Origin of the sequence: Pseudoduganella sp. R-43, assembly GCF_049913255.1 — a bacterium.
Taxonomy (GTDB): domain Bacteria; phylum Pseudomonadota; class Gammaproteobacteria; order Burkholderiales; family Burkholderiaceae_D; genus Rugamonas.
In genome coordinates this window covers 1,476,713-1,493,030 of sequence record NZ_CP183988.1, presented here as the reverse complement: position 1 = coordinate 1,493,030, position 16,318 = coordinate 1,476,713, and the positions used below count along the sequence as shown (strand labels likewise).

Genomic DNA, 16,318 nt, shown 5'->3' with positions numbered 1-16,318 from the left:
CTGTGCGTGATCAGCCGTTGTTGACCACCAGGCGCGGTTCGTCGCCGAAACGTCCCTTGATCGAGGCCGCGATGCCGGCCGCATCCAGGCCCACCAGCGCCAGCAGCTTGGCCGGGTCGCCGTGGTCGATGAACTTGTCCGGCAGGCCGAGCATCTGGAGCGGCTTGATGATGCCTTCGGCCGCCAGGGCTTCGGCCACGGCGGCGCCTGCGCCGCCCATGATGCAGCCCTCTTCCACCGTCACCAGGACATCGTGGTCGGCCGCCAGTTGCTTGACAAGTTCCACGTCCAGCGGCTTCACGAAGCGCATATTGGCCACGGTGGCGTTCAGCAGTTCGGCCGCGCCCATGGCCGGGGCCACCATCGAACCAAAAGCCAGGATCGCGATCTTCTGGCCCTTGCGGCGGATTTCGCCTTTACCGATCGGCAGCGTTGTCAGTTCCTGGACAATGGTCGCGCCGATGCCGACGCCGCGCGGATAACGCACGGCCGCAGGACCAGGATGCTGGTAAGCGGTCGTCAGCATCTGGCGGCATTCGTTCTCGTCGGACGGCGCCATCACCACCATGTTCGGGATGCAGCGCAGGTAGGCCAGGTCGTAATTGCCGGCGTGGGTGGCGCCGTCGGCGCCCACCAGGCCCGCGCGGTCCAGCGCAAAGGTCACGTCGAGGTCTTGCAGCGCCACGTCGTGGATCAGTTGGTCGTAGGCGCGCTGCAGGAAGGTCGAGTAGATCGCCACCACCGGCTTCAAGCCTTCGCAGGCCAGGCCGGCGCCGAAGGTCACCGAATGCTGCTCGGCGATGCCGACGTCGAAGTAGCGGTCCGGGTGCTCTTTCTCGTAGCGCACCATGCCCGAGCCCTCGCGCATGGCCGGCGTAATCGCCACCAGGCGCTTGTCGGCCTTGGCCATGTCGCACAGCCAGTCGCCGAACACTTCGGTATAGGTTTTCTTAGAAGGCGCCAGCGCAGGCTTGATGCCTTCGGCCGGATTGAACTTGCCGGTACCGTGGTAAAGGATGGGCTCGGCCTCGGCCAGCTTGTAGCCCTGGCCCTTGCGGGTCACCACGTGCAGGAACTGCGGGCCCTTGAGCTGCTTGATGTTCTGCAGCGTCGGGATCAGCGAATCGAGGTCATGGCCGTCGATCGGGCCGATGTAGTTGAAGCCCAGCTCTTCGAACATGGTGGCAGGAACCACCATGCCTTTTGCGTGTTCTTCCAGGCGCTTGGCCACTTCCAGCAGCGGGCCTGGCAGCACGGACTTGCCGACGTTCTTGGCTGCTGCATAGAACTGGCCCGACATCAGGCGCGCCAGGTAGCGGTTCAGTGCACCGACCGGGGGCGAGATCGACATGTCGTTGTCGTTCAGGATCACCAGCAGGTTGCAGTCCTTTTCCACGCCTGCGTTGTTCAGCGCCTCGAACGCCATGCCCGCGGTCATCGAGCCGTCGCCGATCACGGCGATCGCGTGGCGGTGCTCGCCCTTGATCTTGGCGCCCAGGGCCATGCCCAGCGCAGCGGAAATCGAGGTCGACGAGTGCGCGGTGCCGAAGGTGTCGTATTCCGATTCCACACGGCGCGGGAAGCCGGAAATGCCGTTCAACTGGCGCAGTGTATGGAACTGGTCGCGGCGGCCGGTCAGGATCTTGTGCGAATAGGTCTGGTGGCCCACGTCCCACACGATGCGGTCCTGCGGCGTGTTGAACACATAGTGCAAGGCGACGGTCAGTTCCACCGTGCCCAGGTTGGAGGACAGGTGGCCGCCGGTCTTGGACACGGAATCGAGCAGGAAGCTGCGCAGTTCTTCGGCCAGCGGCGTGAGCTGGTGGCGAGCCAGCTTGCGCAGGTCGGCCGGGTTATTGATGGTTTCAAGCAGTTTCATTTTAAGCTTTCCTCTGCACGATCAGGTCTGCGAGTTCACGCAGGCGCAGAGCTTGTTCTCCGAACGGCGCCAGCGCAGCGTGCGCATCCTGCCGCAGTTTTTCCGCCAGGGCGATCGATGGTTCCAGGCCGAGGATGGATACGTAAGTCGGCTTGTTGTCCGCCGCATCCTTGCCTGCCGTCTTGCCCAGCGTGACCGAATCGGCCGTCGCGTCGAGCACATCGTCCACCACCTGGAAGGCCAAGCCGATGGCGCGCGAATAATCGTGCAGGGCCGCCAGCTCGGCATCCGTCAAGTGCTTCCCAGCCATCGCGCCCAGCACGACCGAGGCACGCAACAGCGCGCCGGTCTTCAGCTGGTGCATGCGCTCGAGCTGTTCCAGCGTCAGGCTGATGCCCACGCTATCGAGGTCGATGGCCTGGCCGCCGCACATGCCGGCCGAACCGGCGGCATCGGCCAGCAGGCGCAGCATGCCGACCAGGCGTTGCGGCGGCACCGATTCGACGCCTGCCAGCACGCCGAAGGCCTGCGCCTGCAGCGCATCGCCCACCAGCAGCGCGGTGGCTTCGTCATAAGCCACGTGCACGGTCGGCTTGCCGCGGCGCAGCGCGTCGTCGTCCATGCAGGGCATGTCGTCATGCACCAGCGAATACGCATGGATCATTTCCAAGGCGGCGGCGGCGCGGCTCAGGGCCTGCGCGTCGGCGCCGGACAGGGCCCCGGCGGCATGCACCAGCAGCGGCCGCACGCGCTTGCCGCCATCGAGCACGGCATAGCGCATGGCGGCATGCAGCTTGGTTGGAACAACATCTTCGGCAGGCAGGTAGGACGACAAGTCCTGCTCCATGCCGGCCTGGATGGTCTTCATCCAGTCCTGGAACGATGCGCTCATTGGGCTGCCTCCTCGTCTTCGGCGAAAGGCTTGAGCATATCGCCTTCGAGCACCTTGACCTGGGCTTCGACCTTGTCGAGCTGGCCGGCGCAGAACTTCACCAGTTCGGAGCCGCGCGCATAGGCGGCCACCGAAGCTTCCAGCGGCAGTTGGCCGGCTTCCATCTGGCTGACCAGCTGGGCCAGTTCGGCCATCGCTTCCTCAAAGGTGGCGGGCGCATTCATTTTCTTGGTCATAAAGCTATATAACACTAGTGTAGCCCGCTATTTTAGAACAAACTCCTGCATTCGGTCTAAAAAGCGGCCTCTAAACAGGGTGGAAACGTTGCAATTACATTCACGCCGCCTGCGGGGCGCCCCGCCCCAGAAAGTTCAGCGAAGATAGCCTATTCCGCGCTATAATCTCCGGTTCTGTCCGAAATACCGTTTTTATAATCTGAATTCAGGTCTTTACGGATCTTTCTCTTCTTGGTTTGATATTTAATTAAGGGGGGTTTGGATGTCCGATCTGGGTAGCCACGCCAAGCTGGCGCGTTCGAACGCGCAACTTCCGGTCAACGTCTATTTTGACGAAACGCTGCTGCAGCGTGAAATGCAGGAACTGTTCAAGAAAGGCCCGCGCTACGTCGGCCACGAGCTGATGGTGCCGAATATCGGCGACTTTGCCACGCTGGCGGCTGAAAATGAAGGCCGCATGCTGGTCCGCAATGCCAACGGCATCGAACTGCTGTCCAACGTCTGCCGCCACCGCCAGGCGCTGATGTTCAATGGCCGCGGCAATGCCGACACCATCGTCTGCCCGCTGCACCGCTGGACCTACGACCTGAAGGGCGAGCTGATTGGCGCGCCGCACTTCCCGGACACCCCGTGCCTGAACCTGCCGAAAGCCAGGCTGCAGAACTGGAACGGCCTGCTGTTCGAGCAGAACGGCTACGACGTGATGGACAAGCTGGGCGCCCTGTCGGTCACGAAGGACCTGGATTTCAGCGGCTACATGCTGGACCACGTGGAAGTGCACCACTGCGACTACAACTGGAAGACCTTCATCGAGGTCTACCTGGAGGACTACCACGTCGAGCCGTTCCACCCGGGCCTGGGCAGCTTCGTCACCTGCGACGACCTGCGCTGGGAATTCGGCCAGGACTACAGCGTGCAGACCGTGGGCGTGAACCGCGGCCTGAAGAAGTCCGGCTCGGACACCTACCAGAAATGGCACGAGCAGCTGCTCAAGTTCCGCAACGGCGAACCGCCGAAGCACGGCGCGATCTGGCTCACCCTGTACCCGAACATCATGGTCGAGTGGTACCCGCACGTGCTGGTGGTGTCGACCCTGTGGCCGGAAGGCCCGAACCGCACCCGCAACGTGGTGGAGTTCTACTATCCGGAAGAAATCGTGCTGTTCGAACGCGAATTCATCGAAGCCGAACGCGCAGCCTACATGGAAACCTGCGTCGAGGACGATGAAATCGGCGCCCGCATGGACGCCGGCCGCAAGATCCTGATGGAGCGCGGCGAAAACGACGCCGGCCCTTACCAATCGCCGATGGAAGACGGCATGCAGCACTTCCATGAATGGTACCGGAGCAAACTGGACATCTGATGCAATCACTCTGGATGTTAGTTGCCAGTTTCCTGTTCGCCGCCATGGGGGTGTGCGTGAAACTGGCGTCCGACGAATTCAGCGTATCCGAAATGGTGATGTACCGCGGAGTGATCGGCATGATCATCCTGTTCACCATGCTGCGCCTGCAAGGCGGCACCCTCAAGACCACCATGCCGCTGGCCCACCTCTGGCGCGGCGCAGTCGGCGTGCTCTCCCTCTGGATCTGGTACTACACCATCGCCAAGCTCCCCCTGGCCACGGCCATGACGCTTAATTACATGGCGCCGATCTGGATCGCCGTGTGGCTGTTCGCGCATGGCTGGTGGCACCAGAAAAACCGCGTCGAATGGCCGCTGATCATGGCGGTCGGCATGAGCTTTGTCGGCGTCACCTGCCTGCTGCAGCCGGCCTTTGACGCCAACCAGCTGGGCCCGGCCCTGATGGCGCTCGGCTCCTCCGTGCTGTCGGCCATGGCCTATATGCAGGTGCGCAAGCTGGGCCTGGCGGGCGAACCCGAATCGCGCGTGGTGTTCTTCTTCAGCGTGACCAACCTCTTCGCCGGTTTCAGCGGACACCTGCTGGAAAGCGGCTGGCACTGGCACCCGCTGGACAACTCGCGCAGCATCCTGCTGATACTGGGCGTGGGGCTGTGCGCCACCGCCGCGCAAGTGGCAATGACGCGCGCCTACCGCCTCGGCAAGACGCTGGTGGTAGCCAACCTGCAGTACACCGGGATTGTGTTCTCCAGCATCTGGGGCGTCCTGCTGTTCAGCGACAGCTTCGGCTGGTTAAGCTGGGTAGGCATGGCGATCATCCTGCTGTCCGGCGTGGCCGCGACGTTCTACAACACACGCAGCACGGATCGCGGCAAGGCCATTTCCGAAACCGACCCGATTGCCAGTGAAGTCTGAGCAGGCGGCCCCACGCGCTGTCATGCGCGGAGCTAAGCTGCTATAGTCGCCAGCATTGCCAGCGACACTGAAGGAAACTGCATGCATACCACCCTGATTGACGCCAACACCCTTGCGCAGCACCTGGACGACCCGCAATGGATCATCCTCGACTGCCGCCACGACCTGATGAATCCCGCTTTCGGCCGCGATGCCTTTGCCAAAGGCCACATCCAGAACGCCCAATTCGCCAATATCGACACCGACCTGTCGGGCCCCAAGAAGGACGCCGAAGGCGTGTTCCGCGGCCGCCATCCGCTGCCGGAACGCGCAGCGCTGCTGGAAACCCTGCGCCGCTGGGGCATCAACGACGACACGCAAGTCGTCGCCTACGATGCACACGGCGGCATGTACGCAGCGCGCCTGTGGTGGCTGCTGCGCTGGGTCGGGCATGGCGCGGTAGCGGTGCTCGACGGCGGCCTGGCAGCGTGGAGCGCCGCCGGCCAGCCCCTGGTGACGACGATCACCGAGCGCCCGCGCGGCAAGCTCGCCGACCAGGCAACGCTGGTGCGCACGGCAACGGTCGGCGAGCTGCTTGAAAATCTCGACACGAAACGCCTGCAAGTCGTCGACGCCCGCGCCAACGACCGCTTCCGCGGCGAGAACGAAACGATCGACCCGGTAGGCGGCCATATCCCCGGCGCGCGCAACCGCTTCTTCAAGGACAACCTGCAAGCCGACGGCCGCTTCAAAGAGCCCGCAGTGCTGAAACAGGAACTGCAGCAGATAGTCGGCGCGCCGGCCAGCGCCGTGATGCAATGCGGCTCCGGCGTCACCGCCTGCCACAACCTGCTCGCACTGGAAATCGCCGGCCTGCCAGGTGCCGCGCTGTACCCCGGCTCCTGGTCCGAATGGTGCGCCGACAGCACCCGTCCCGTCGCCACCGGCCCCGCCTGAAATCCCACGGCCCAGCCCGTGTCACACCATGGGGTCACACCCCGACAGTGACACGGCCTCATCTGCGTGAACAGCCGAGCCCGTGTCACACTTGGGGTGTGACCCCAGGGTGTGACACGGGCTCGAGCGTAGCGTTAGTCGCCGCCTCCGCCGCAGCTGCTGCCTCCGCTGTCGCAACTGGAACTTGAGGCATCGCTGCAGTCGACCGAACTGCCGCAGCCGGAGCCGCAACTGCTGCCGCTGCTGTCACTGCTCGCAGCCTGCTGCCGGGCGCGTTGCTCGAAGTCGTTGAACTGTGCGGTCGTGATCAGGCCCGCTGTCAGCAAGCCGGCGGCAGCCATCTGCGGTGGGCAGTTGATGTTTGGGTCGAACCGGCCTCGTGCGTCGAGCTGGCTGTAACCCGGCTGTCCGTGCTTGACCGAGTAGCCATAGCCAAGCGGCATATTCAGCTTCTTGTCCAACAGGAAGAGCGACGGCAGCCGCGGTCCTTCGCGGTTCAGTCCTTCCGCATGGCGCGCCCTGACCAGGCAGACCGCCAGCGCTTCATCCAGGTTGCCGCCCATGGCAGAACCTTCCACATGCGGCACCACGCGACCAAAGTGCTTGCGGCAGAACGCTTCCAGCTTGAGCGGCGATAGGCGCAGCCAGGCATGCCAGACCGAGTCGGCGGCCTTCGAGGGCAAGGCGCATGGCGTCCTGCCCTGTGCGGCGCATTCGAAAAAGTCGAGCAGGCCAATCGCGGATCGGGCAAAAAAAACGGCATCCGTCGGGATGCCGTGGTATTCGAGACGTGCGCTGCTTTTCCAGTAATTGTACAGGCCGGGCGGTAGTTCCTTGAGGGCCTTGCCGTGCCGCGAGCGCTGCATGAGACGCTGGGCGTACCAGGTATTCAACATTGTCCAAATCATGATGCCAGCCTATGGAAAGATTGTGACAACTGTATTACAACGTGGCGTGCTTGCCGCAACAGCTCGCTTTTCGTTGGAAATTTGCATGGGAACGTGTGACTATGTTCTTGGGAGTTCGTCGGGGATAACGAACTTGTTGCGAGAGCAAAAATATGAAAATCAGAACAGAATTGGCGGCCGCGCAATTCGAGACCCAGGACATCGTCCAGATTGCCATGCGCATCAACGTGGAGGCGGGCAGCATTCATGCCTGGATCTTCCTGAAGCAGAATGGCTTCCGGGATGAAGAGATCATGAACTTGCTGCGTCACACCCCGTCATTGCGCGTCGTTCATTAGCAACTACTTTTTTTTTGCGGCTTCCTTACGGGCGCGTTCGAAAGAAGGCGTCCACAGAGGATGGCCTTTTTCGCCCGGGCTCAGGTCGAAGGACCTGTCCAGCTTGAAGGCTTTGGCGAACTGCTGGCGGCACAGCGTGGCGCGGTTGGTGACGCAGTAGCTGAAGGCGGTGTACTTGAGCGCTTCCACCTGCAGCGGCTTTTCCGCATTGGCCAGTTCCGGTCCGGTGAGCTGCTTGATCGCGCCGTTGAAATTGCCGGCCTTGTACATCTCGATGCCCGCGTTGAGCGCCTTGCGCGCATCGGGCACTTCAGGCTCCGCTGGCGGAGGGGGCGGGCTGGCCTTCTTGACCGGCGCCGGCGCCGCTTCCTTGGCCGTTGCAGGTGGGTGCGCCGGCTTGTCGTGCAGTGGCCCGAAGGATTCGCAGCCGGCCAGCACCAGCGCGGCCGCGATCAGGAAAATCTTATTCTTCATTGTGCAAAGTCATGCTTGATGGTGACCGGCTTCCTGGCGTCCACATTAACTTTCTGGACATAGGCTTGGAAGTTGGGGTTCTCGAGGCGCACTTCGTGCTCGCCCAGCGGCAGCGTCAGTTTCTTCAAAGGCGGTGTGATGCCTTTCTGGACGCCGTCGACGTAGATTGTAGCCCAGGGCTGCACAGCGATGCTGAGCGTGCCGGTAGTCGGCGCGGCAGCTTCTGCGCTCGCGGCTGCGGCGCCTGGCGCTGCGCCGGCCGATGCCGCCTGTGCCGCGACCGGCGCGGCGCCGGAGGTCGACGCTGCATTAGTGCTGCTGCCGGCAACTGCAAGCTGTGGCTCGGCAGGCGGCGTGCTGGCTGCGGCAATCGCGCTGGCCGATTCTGTGCCGGCCGATGCTGCGCTGGCCGGCGCTTCGCTGCCGGCACTGCCAGCGGCCGGCACCTGCGCGCTGGCTACTTCCGGCGCGGCCGGCTTGACCGGGCTGCCGTCGGCCAGCCACGAAATGCCGCCAACGAGCAAAGCCAGCACGACAAGGCCGCCAGCGATCATATTGTTTGACGGGCGCGAGCTGCGTGCGACCGGCATTGCCTGCCGGCCCGACTTGCTGCCCGATTTGCTGCTGGTCTTGTTGCGGCTCGAGCGCGAGCCGGAGTCGAACGGCGAACTGGCGCTCGGGCTTGAACTGGCGCTGGCTTCGCTTGCTGCCGGCCCGCCTTTCTCGGCATTGCGGGCCGAGCGCGAACGATGGCGGCGCGGCGCACTCTCTGGCGCTGCGCTGGCGTCGCCGGCGGCGCTGGCATTTGCGCCGTCGGCAGCGGCGTCGGCTGCTGCATTGCTGCCCTCGGCGGCGGGCGCCGCGCCCGGCGCAGCAGCGTCAAAACCAAGCAGCGAGGAAAATTCGGCGATCGATTGCGGCCGGATCTCCGGACGCACGGCCATGCCGCGGTCGATCGCTTCCAGGAACTGGTTGCTGTAGCCTTCGCGCCCGCTGATCGCCAGCGGCTCGATCGGGTCATTCAGCATGCGCGCCACCGCTGCCGGCGGCGCCTTGCCGGTGATGGCGGCGTACATTACGGCCGACAGAGAATAGATATCGGTCCACGGGCCCTGGCGCATCGATTCGTCATCGGCATACTGTTCGACCGGCGCAAAGCCCGGCTTCAGGATCACGGTCAGCGACTGTGCCATGTCCTGCACGATCTGGCGCGCCGCGCCGAAGTCGAGCAGCACCGGCTGGCCATCCGGCTGGATCATGATGTTTTCCGGCGAAACGTCGCGGTGCAGGATCTTGGCCGCATACAGCGCTTCCAGCGCGCCCAGCACCGGCTGCAGCAGTCGCTTGAGCCAGGCTTCGTTCACCAGCTCCGGATTGTCGCGAATCACCGCCTTGAAAGTGCTCCCTTCGTAATAGCGCATGGCCATGTAGGCCGTGCCATTCGATTCCCAGAAGCGGTACACCTTGACCAGCGCCGGGTGGTCGAATTGCGCCAGCAAGCGCGCTTCGTTGATGAAGCTGCGCAAGCCGGCCTCGAATGCTTCCGCATGGCGCTTGGAGCGCACCGTCACCGTGTGATCGTTGGCGCGCGCGGCCAACGCCGACGGCATGTATTCCTTGATGGCCACCGTGCGTTGCAGCGAGTGGTCGAAGGCGAGGTAGACGATGCCGAAACCGCCTTCACCGATCACTTCGCGGATCTCGAATTCCGCGACGCGGGTGCCGATTGGCAGGCTGTTAGGCAGTTCGACTGCTTTGTTCATGGAGCTTCACCGATAAAAATTGCCTGCGCGCTGAAATTATCGCGGGCCTTGTGCACCAGGCCCGCGCGCTCGTCGGCCAGGGTGCAGATGGCGGACAGCCATTCCTGCGCGCTGCCCGCTTTCGCCAGCAACAACTCCATCTGCGGCTCGGCGACCCATTCCCACAGGCCGTCGGTGCAGATCAGGATCGCGTCGCCCGCGCGCAGCGCCATCGGCGGCATCACGGACGGCTGCACTTCGTTCTCAGTGCCAATGGCAGCATACAGCACATTGCGCTTGGGATGGCTGCGCGGGTCGGCGCCGGCGGCCAGGCCGGCGTCGATCATCTGCTGCACCATGCTGTGGTCGCGCGTGGCATGCAGCAGGCGCCCGCGGCGGAACAGGTAGATGCGGGTGTCGCCCATATGCGCCCACGTCGCCTGGGCGCCGGCACGATCGACCAGCGCCAGCGCCACCGTGGCGCTCATGCCCTGCAGCGCCGGGCGCTCCCTCTTGCTGCGGGCCACCGCAATAGCCGCTTCGGCCACCATGGCCGGCGTGGCGTCGGCGCTGAAGTCGGGCCGCGCGCCAAAGTTGGACAAAACCGCCTGCACCACGATCTGGGAGGCGATTTCGCCTCCCTCATGGCCGCCCGCGCCGTCGGAGACCACGAAGCACACCAGTTCACCGCGCTCGGCACGGCCAATGGCATCCTGGTTGGATGCACGTCCGCCGACGGAGGAAACCTCCGCGACGCTGAGCGCAATGCGCTGGGGCATATCGGCCATGGCTGACTCCCTTATTCCATCTCGTCCTGGCGGCGCTCATAGGCGCTCAGGAAAGCATCGCCCAGCGTGCCGTTGAAGTTGGACTCGCAGGCCTTGGCCAGGTCTGCATGCCTGGCGCGGTAGCTATCCCACAGGGCGGCCTTGCGCGCCAGCGGCAGCACCGTGCCCAGCACGCTGCGCTTCTGCTGCTCCTCGACCGCTTTCGGCGAAAGGCGCGTCAACGCTTCCGCCACGGCGCCCTCCATGCCGGCTTTGACGCAGGCCTGGTGGGCGGAGAGGTCGGCAAAGGCATCTTCCAGCGCTTCCACCGGGCCCATGAAGCCAGGCATTTTCTTGCGCAGCATCTGGGTCTTGGCAGCCTGGCTGTCAGGCAGGAACTTCAGGGGATTGTTGTTGCGTACGACGACGACCGTTGCGTCGGCGTGGATATTGCGCTTGAGCTCAGCGCGATTCAGCAGCAGGCTATGCGCACCGCTGATCGAGGTACCGACCAGTTTTCCCAGCATTTCCATGAATTCTGGCGTGAGTTGCCAGTTCGGTTGCACCCCGGCGCCGCGTTGGAACGCAGCCATCAGGGCATCGGCAGTGTGGTGTTCGGTCGAAGTTTCTTGCATGTGGATCTCCTATCCCCCGTAGCGTAGCAAAAATGATGCCCGCACGTAACTAATCAGTGCGTATTGTGCGCACCGGCGGTCAGGAAAAGCACAATTACAACACCAAGTGCAATTAAGACAACTTGGGGGATGGTTTCGCGCATGGTGGCGCGGCGTTGCATTTGCGGCATCAAGTCGCTGACCGCGATATAGATGAAACCCGATGAGGCAAACACCAGCACGAAGGGGATCAGGTTGGTAGCTTTGTCCAGCGTGTAGTAGCCAAGCACCCCGCCGGCGACGGACAACAGGCTGCACAGCAGGTTGTAGACATAGGCCCGGGTGCGTGAAAAGCCGGCATTGAGCAGCACGATGAAATCGCCGATTTCCTGCGGGATTTCATGGGCGATGATGGCTACCCCAGTGACGATGCCAAGCTGCGGGTTGGCCAGGAAGGCCGCCGCGATCAGGATGCCATCGGTGAAATTGTGCATGCCGTCGCCCAGCAGGATCATCCAGCCTGCACGGCCGGCTTCCGCCTTGTCGTGGCCGTGATGGTGGTGGTGGCCGTCATGCTCGTGATGGTGCGAATGGCGCAAGATTGCCAGCTTTTCAAGCAGGAAGAAGGCCAGCAGGCCGGCCAGCAGCGCACCGAACAGGTGGCGCGGGTCGGTGCCCGATTCAAACGCTTCCGGCAGCGCGTGCAGCAGCGAGGTCGACAGCATGATGCCGACCGACAGGCTGACCATCTTTTCGACCACCTTCGACAGCAGGGCGAACGAAAACACCGCCGCTGCCGTGATACTGGCAACGCCGGCAATCGTGGTGGCCAGCAGGATGGAGGTCAGGACGGGGTCGATGGTGCTTCCTTCGCGTGCAAACCGGGCATTTTACCGCCCTGCAGCATTTTTCGCTAACTTAGGCCACGCCGTGGGCCTGGAACCACGCTAGCGTGCGCTGCCAGCCATCCTGCGCCGCGTCCGGGCGATATTCCGGACGGTAGTCTGCGTTGAAGCCGTGCGGGGCATCGGGATAGACGTGGATGGTGGATTTGCCGCTTCCTTGCGCCAGGGCGGCGCGCATCTGCTCCACCGAAGCAAGCGTGATGCCCTGGTCCTTGCCGCCGTACAGCCCCAGTACCGGCACTTTCAGGGTTGGCGCAATGTCGACCGGCAGCGCGGGCCAGGCGGCAGTGCGTTCCCCCACCAGGCGGCCATACCAGGCGACGCCGGCTTTGACTTGCGGGTTGTGGTGGCTGTACAGCCAGGTGATGCGGCCGCCGTAGCAAAAGCCGGTGATACCCAGCCGGCTGGCATCGCCGCCGTTAGTGTGCGCCCACTCCACAACGGCATCCAGATCGCCCATCACGTCAGCATCGGGGGTCTTGCGGACGATGTTAGCCATCAGGTCAGCGATGGATTGCTCGCGGCTTGCGTCACCCTGGCGCACGAACAGGTCCGGCGCCAGCGCCAGGTATCCCGCCTTGGCCAAGCGGCGCGTCACGTCGGCAATGTGCTGGTGGACGCCGAAAATTTCAGAAACAACAAGAATCACGGGCAGCCTGGTCTTGCCTTCCGGCTGGGCGCGGTAGACCGGGACGGTTTGCCCGCCGACCTGGATCTGGATGGTGCCGGCAGTCAGGCCCGTGGTATCCGTGCTGATCACGGTTTGCGCCTGCACCGGCATCACAGCGGTGGCGAAACCGGTGCCCAAGGCAGCCTTGATGAAATCGCGGCGATCCATGCCTTCTGCTGGGCCAATCAGCGCTTTGGCGTCGTTTTGCAAATCCTGCATGCGGTTTAATTGTTGGGAATATTAATTGAATGACAATTGCAGCAGCCTGATATGACAAAAATTGTCAACCCGATTGCCAAATTCTGTCAGCCCCACAGGAAATGGCACAGGCAAAACAACGGCTCGAGGGCTACCAGTCGGCTTAGTGGGCTTCTTCCCAGTTGCAGCCAACGCCCACTTCGGCCACCAGCGGCACCTTGAGTTCGGCCACGCCGGCCATCAGCTTCGGCAGCATGTCCTTGACCAAGGCCAGTTCGGCGTCCGGCACTTCCAGCACCAGCTCGTCATGCACCTGCATGATCATCTTGGTCGCCAGTCCTTCGCGCTCGATCCAGTCCTGCACCGCGATCATGGCCAGCTTGATCAGGTCCGCCGCCGTGCCCTGCATCGGCGCATTGATCGCCGCGCGTTCGGCGCCCTGGCGGCGCGGGCCATTTGGCGAGTTGATCTCCGGCAGCCACAAGCGGCGGCCGAACACGGTCTGCACATAACCTTGCGCCTTGGCTTCGGCGCGGGTTTCGTCCATGTAGCGCTTGACGCCGGCAAAGCGGGCGAAATAGCGGTCAATGTAGTTCTGCGCGGCGGTGCGGTCGATGCCAAGGTTTGCCGCCAGGCCGAAGGCGCTCATGCCGTAGATCAGGCCGAAATTGATCACCTTGGCATAACGGCGCTGCTCCGGCTGCACATCGGCTGGCGCCACGCCGAAGATCTCGGCGGCGGTGGCGCGGTGGATGTCTTCGCCTTCGTGGAAGGCGCGCAGCATCGCTTCATCGCCTGAAATATGGGCCATGATGCGCAGCTCGATCTGCGAGTAGTCGGCCGACACGATGTGCGCGCCAGGCGGCGCGATGAATGCTTCGCGGATGCGGCGGCCTTCGGCGGTACGCACCGGAATGTTCTGCAGGTTGGGATCGTTGGACGCCAGGCGGCCTGTGATCGCCACCGCTTGGGCATAGTTGGTATGCACGCGGCCGGTCAGCCTGTTGATCATCTTTGGCAGCTTGTCGGTATAGGTCGACTTGAGCTTGGCCATGCCGCGGTATTCCAGCAGCACTTTCGGCAGCGGATAATCTTCCGCCAGCTTTTGCAGCACTTCCTCATCGGTCGATGGCGCGCCGCTCGGGGTCTTTTTCACCACCGGCAGTTCCAGCTTGGTGAAGAAGATCTCGCCGATCTGCTTGGGCGAGCCGAGGTTGAACGGCTGCCCTGCCAGCTCGTAGGCTTTCTGCTCCAGTTCCAGGATGCGCGCCCCCAGTTCGTTGGACTGGGTCGCCAGCAGGGCGGCATCAATCAACACGCCGTTGCGCTCGATCTTCTGCAGCACCACGGCGGTCGGCAGCTCGATGGTGTTGTAGATGCGGGTCAGGCCTTCGTCGCCGGAGACCTGGCCGTGCATGGCCAGGTGCAGGCGCAGCGTGATGTCGGCATCTTCCGCCGCGTACTCGGTGGCGCGGCCGATTTCAACCTGGTCGAAGCCGATCTGGCTGGCGCCCTTGCCGCACACTTCTTCGTAAGCGATGGCCTTGTGGTTCAGGTGGCGCAGCGCCAGGCTGTCCATGTCGTGGGTGCGGTGCGACTCGAACACGTACGATTGCAGCAGCGTGTCGTGCACGATGCCGCGCAGGGTCACGCCGTGGTTGGCGAAGACGTGCGCGTCGTACTTCAGGTTCTGGCCCAGTTTCGGCTTGCTGCCGTCTTCCAGCCAGGGCTTCAGCTTCGACAGCACCCAGTCGCGCTGCAGCTGCTGCGGCGCGTCAGGGTAACGGTGCGCCAGCGGAATGTAGCAGGCAATGCCAGGCTCGGTGGACAGCGAAATGCCGACCATTTCGGCCAACATCGGTTCCAGCGAAGTGGTTTCGGTATCGAGCGCGGTCAGCGCGGCGGCATCGATGCGCGCCAGCCATGCTTCCAACTGCTCTTCGGTCAGCACGGTTTCGTAGCTGATGGTCGCCGGCGGCGCGGCAAACAGGTCGGCCGTGGCGCCCGGTGCCGGCACGGCAGCGGCAGCACTGCCCGGTGCCGGCGCGGCCGGGGTCAGGCCGGACAGCTCGCGCAGCAGGGTCTTGAAGCCGTACTTGGTGAAGAAGGCGACCAGCTGTTCGCGGTCTTCATCCTTGGCGCCCAGCGACTCGGAAATCGACATCATGTGCGCCGACAGGTCGCAATCGGTCTTCACGGTAATCAGCTCGCGCCCCTTCGGCAGCCATTCCAGCGCCGCGCGCAGGTTGCCGCCCACCACGCCGCCGATCTTGTCGGCGTTTTCCATGATGCCGGCCAGGCTGTCGTACTCCTGCAGCCACTTCAGCGCGGTTTTCGGGCCGCACTTGGCCACGCCCGGCACGTTGTCGACGGTATCGCCGATCAGGGTCAGGTAATCGATGATGCGGTTCGGCGGCACGCCGAACTTGGCCAGCACACCCGCCTCGTCCAGCTTTTCATTGGTCATGGTGTTGATCAGCATGACTTTCGGCGTCACCAGCTGGGCCAGGTCCTTGTCGCCGGTGGAAATCACCACGTCCAGGCCGGCCTGCTCAGCCTGCACCGACAGGGTGCCGATCACGTCGTCCGCTTCCACCCCCTCCACCATCAGGATCGGCCAGCCCATGGCGCGCACCGCTTCGTGGATAGGCTCGATCTGCAGGCGCAGGTCGTCCGGCATCGGCGCCCGGGTCGCCTTATAGTCGGGATACATATCGTCCCGGAAAGTCTTGCCCTTGGCATCGAAGACGCAGGCAATGTAGGCAGCCGGGAAATCGGCGCGCAGGCGGCGCAGCATATTGACCATGCCATGCATGGCGCCGGTTGGATAGCCTTCGGCACTGCGCAGGTCAGGCAAGGCATGGAAGGCACGGTACAGGTAGCTGGAACCATCGACCAGCAACAGGGTCTTTTGCATAGCAGGGGAGTGGTGTAAATCTCAATATTCCATTATCGCAGAGTTTTACAACGGGACAGGAGGGCATTTGATACAATGGTCAAACCAATAAATTGAACGAAATCCCATCATGCGCGCCCACACTTCCTGGCTTGCCCTCCCCCTAGTCCTGCTGGCCTCCGGCGCCCTGGCGCAGTCTGCCCCGCCCCAGCCGCAGCAACTGGAACGCATCGAGGAAGTGGACAATCCGGTCACCGTCACGGCCAAGCCGGGCCGGGAAACCAAGATTGTGGAAAAGCGCGAAGGTGGCCGCGTGACCGAAGCCAAGGTCAAGAGCGGCGGAAGCACGTATACCGTCAAGCCGAATACCCCGGCTGGCAGCGCACTGCCCGGCGATGCAGCCGGCTCGGCCAACCGTGGCCCGCAGTGGACTGTGCTGGAGTTCGACCTCCTCAGCAAGAAGAAGAAACGCTCTGCCGAGGAAGCGGAAAAGGAAGACGGCCCGCCGCCACCTCCACCGCCAGCCCAGCCGGCCGCGCCGACCAAGTAAGCGCGCGCCCCGTACGAACACTTAACCTGGTTTCTC

Annotated in this window: 16 protein-coding genes; 5 read left to right on the top strand and 11 right to left on the bottom strand. The window is 63.5% G+C overall.

Annotation, left to right across the window (positions count from 1 at the left end; all coding sequences use genetic code 11):
* Positions 1–10 precede the first annotated feature (10 nt).
* The 3 genes from dxs to ACN9M3_RS06980 are packed head-to-tail and all read right to left on the bottom strand — an operon-like array spanning position 11 to position 3,007.
* Entirely contained in the window at positions 11–1,879 is a 1,869-nt protein-coding gene (dxs, locus tag ACN9M3_RS06990; RefSeq protein WP_426321419.1) for a 1-deoxy-D-xylulose-5-phosphate synthase, read from the bottom strand.
* A gap of 1 nt (position 1,880) precedes the next feature.
* Positions 1,881–2,771: a polyprenyl synthetase family protein gene (locus ACN9M3_RS06985; RefSeq protein WP_426321417.1), complete on the bottom strand. Its 891-nt coding sequence runs from the start codon at positions 2,769–2,771 to the stop codon at positions 1,881–1,883.
* Positions 2,768–3,007, bottom strand: coding sequence for an exodeoxyribonuclease VII small subunit (locus ACN9M3_RS06980; RefSeq protein ID WP_426321415.1), 240 nt, complete (start codon positions 3,005–3,007; stop codon positions 2,768–2,770). Before ACN9M3_RS06980 ends, ACN9M3_RS06985 begins: the two co-directional genes overlap by 4 nt.
* Before the next feature lie 262 nt (positions 3,008–3,269).
* Between ACN9M3_RS06980 and ACN9M3_RS06975 the strand changes: the two genes are divergently transcribed.
* The 3 genes from ACN9M3_RS06975 (at position 3,270) to ACN9M3_RS06965 (ending at position 6,220) form a co-directional block, all read left to right on the top strand.
* Positions 3,270–4,370 carry an aromatic ring-hydroxylating oxygenase subunit alpha gene (locus ACN9M3_RS06975; RefSeq protein ID WP_426321413.1) on the top strand — a complete coding sequence of 367 codons (1,101 nt, stop codon included), beginning with the start codon at positions 3,270–3,272 and terminating at the stop codon, positions 4,368–4,370.
* Entirely contained in the window at positions 4,370–5,284 is a 915-nt protein-coding gene (locus ACN9M3_RS06970; RefSeq protein ID WP_426321411.1) for a DMT family transporter, read from the top strand. The genes ACN9M3_RS06975 and ACN9M3_RS06970 overlap by 1 nt, the downstream gene beginning before the upstream one ends.
* 81 nt (positions 5,285–5,365) lie before the next feature.
* Entirely contained in the window at positions 5,366–6,220 is an 855-nt protein-coding gene (locus tag ACN9M3_RS06965; RefSeq protein WP_426321409.1) for a sulfurtransferase, read from the top strand.
* A 134-nt stretch (positions 6,221–6,354) separates the two neighbouring features.
* Here ACN9M3_RS06965 and ACN9M3_RS06960 read toward each other — a convergent pair whose 3' ends face one another.
* Positions 6,355–7,128: a hypothetical protein gene (locus ACN9M3_RS06960; RefSeq protein ID WP_426321407.1), complete on the bottom strand. Its 774-nt coding sequence runs from the start codon at positions 7,126–7,128 to the stop codon at positions 6,355–6,357.
* A 152-nt stretch (positions 7,129–7,280) separates the two neighbouring features.
* Between ACN9M3_RS06960 and ACN9M3_RS06955 the strand changes: the two genes are divergently transcribed.
* Positions 7,281–7,466 carry a hypothetical protein gene (locus ACN9M3_RS06955; protein WP_426169083.1) on the top strand — a complete coding sequence of 62 codons (186 nt, stop codon included), beginning with the start codon at positions 7,281–7,283 and terminating at the stop codon, positions 7,464–7,466.
* 3 nt (positions 7,467–7,469) lie between these two features.
* Here the strand turns inward: ACN9M3_RS06955 and ACN9M3_RS06950 are convergent, their stop codons facing one another.
* From ACN9M3_RS06950 to polA, 7 genes are all read right to left on the bottom strand, one after another.
* On the bottom strand, positions 7,470–7,940 hold the full coding sequence (locus ACN9M3_RS06950) for a TssQ family T6SS-associated lipoprotein (RefSeq protein ID WP_426321405.1): 471 nt from the start codon (positions 7,938–7,940) through the stop codon (positions 7,470–7,472).
* The gene (locus ACN9M3_RS06945) at positions 7,937–9,703 is read right to left on the bottom strand and encodes a serine/threonine-protein kinase (RefSeq protein ID WP_426321403.1); all 1,767 of its coding nucleotides are present in this window, start codon (positions 9,701–9,703) and stop codon (positions 7,937–7,939) included. Before ACN9M3_RS06945 ends, ACN9M3_RS06950 begins: the two co-directional genes overlap by 4 nt.
* Positions 9,700–10,470: a PP2C family protein-serine/threonine phosphatase gene (locus tag ACN9M3_RS06940; RefSeq protein ID WP_426169075.1), complete on the bottom strand. Its 771-nt coding sequence runs from the start codon at positions 10,468–10,470 to the stop codon at positions 9,700–9,702. Before ACN9M3_RS06940 ends, ACN9M3_RS06945 begins: the two co-directional genes overlap by 4 nt.
* Positions 10,471–10,481: 11 nt before the next feature.
* Positions 10,482–11,084 carry a type VI secretion system-associated FHA domain protein TagH gene (gene tagH / locus ACN9M3_RS06935; RefSeq protein WP_426321401.1) on the bottom strand — a complete coding sequence of 201 codons (603 nt, stop codon included), beginning with the start codon at positions 11,082–11,084 and terminating at the stop codon, positions 10,482–10,484.
* A gap of 53 nt (positions 11,085–11,137) precedes the next feature.
* Positions 11,138–11,851: a ZIP family metal transporter gene (locus ACN9M3_RS06930; protein WP_426169071.1), complete on the bottom strand. Its 714-nt coding sequence runs from the start codon at positions 11,849–11,851 to the stop codon at positions 11,138–11,140.
* 130 nt (positions 11,852–11,981) lie between these two features.
* On the bottom strand, positions 11,982–12,857 hold the full coding sequence (locus tag ACN9M3_RS06925; RefSeq protein WP_426169068.1) for a dienelactone hydrolase family protein: 876 nt from the start codon (positions 12,855–12,857) through the stop codon (positions 11,982–11,984).
* Positions 12,858–12,999: 142 nt separating this feature from the next.
* A complete protein-coding gene (gene polA, locus ACN9M3_RS06920; RefSeq protein ID WP_426169065.1) occupies positions 13,000–15,753 on the bottom strand; it encodes a DNA polymerase I in 2,754 nt (917 codons plus the stop codon).
* Between the two features lie 109 nt (positions 15,754–15,862).
* On the opposite strand from polA, the gene ACN9M3_RS06915 reads away from it, so the two are divergent.
* Complete coding sequence (locus ACN9M3_RS06915; RefSeq protein WP_426169063.1) at positions 15,863–16,282, top strand: hypothetical protein; 420 nt, start codon at positions 15,863–15,865, stop codon at positions 16,280–16,282.
* Positions 16,283–16,318: the final 36 nt, after the last annotated feature.

Excerpts from the sequence above, each read along its gene's own strand:
- ACN9M3_RS06970 (WP_426321411.1), top strand. The coding sequence starts at position 4,370 with ATGCAATCACTCTGGATGTTAGTTGCCAGTTTCCTGTTCGCCGCCATG.
- ACN9M3_RS06985 (WP_426321417.1), bottom strand. The coding sequence starts at position 2,771 with ATGAGCGCATCGTTCCAGGACTGGATGAAGACCATCCAGGCCGGCATG.
- polA (WP_426169065.1), bottom strand. The coding sequence starts at position 15,753 with ATGCAAAAGACCCTGTTGCTGGTCGATGGTTCCAGCTACCTGTACCGT.
- ACN9M3_RS06925 (WP_426169068.1), bottom strand. The coding sequence starts at position 12,857 with ATGCAGGATTTGCAAAACGACGCCAAAGCGCTGATTGGCCCAGCAGAA.
- ACN9M3_RS06915 (WP_426169063.1), top strand. The coding sequence starts at position 15,863 with ATGCGCGCCCACACTTCCTGGCTTGCCCTCCCCCTAGTCCTGCTGGCC.
- dxs (WP_426321419.1), bottom strand. The coding sequence starts at position 1,879 with ATGAAACTGCTTGAAACCATCAATAACCCGGCCGACCTGCGCAAGCTG.
- ACN9M3_RS06950 (WP_426321405.1), bottom strand. The coding sequence starts at position 7,940 with ATGAAGAATAAGATTTTCCTGATCGCGGCCGCGCTGGTGCTGGCCGGC.
- ACN9M3_RS06945 (WP_426321403.1), bottom strand. The coding sequence starts at position 9,703 with ATGAACAAAGCAGTCGAACTGCCTAACAGCCTGCCAATCGGCACCCGC.
- ACN9M3_RS06955 (WP_426169083.1), top strand. The coding sequence starts at position 7,281 with ATGAAAATCAGAACAGAATTGGCGGCCGCGCAATTCGAGACCCAGGAC.
- ACN9M3_RS06960 (WP_426321407.1), bottom strand. The coding sequence starts at position 7,128 with ATGATTTGGACAATGTTGAATACCTGGTACGCCCAGCGTCTCATGCAG.
- ACN9M3_RS06940 (WP_426169075.1), bottom strand. The coding sequence starts at position 10,470 with ATGGCCGATATGCCCCAGCGCATTGCGCTCAGCGTCGCGGAGGTTTCC.
- ACN9M3_RS06975 (WP_426321413.1), top strand. The coding sequence starts at position 3,270 with ATGTCCGATCTGGGTAGCCACGCCAAGCTGGCGCGTTCGAACGCGCAA.
- ACN9M3_RS06980 (WP_426321415.1), bottom strand. The coding sequence starts at position 3,007 with ATGACCAAGAAAATGAATGCGCCCGCCACCTTTGAGGAAGCGATGGCC.
- ACN9M3_RS06965 (WP_426321409.1), top strand. The coding sequence starts at position 5,366 with ATGCATACCACCCTGATTGACGCCAACACCCTTGCGCAGCACCTGGAC.
- tagH (WP_426321401.1), bottom strand. The coding sequence starts at position 11,084 with ATGCAAGAAACTTCGACCGAACACCACACTGCCGATGCCCTGATGGCT.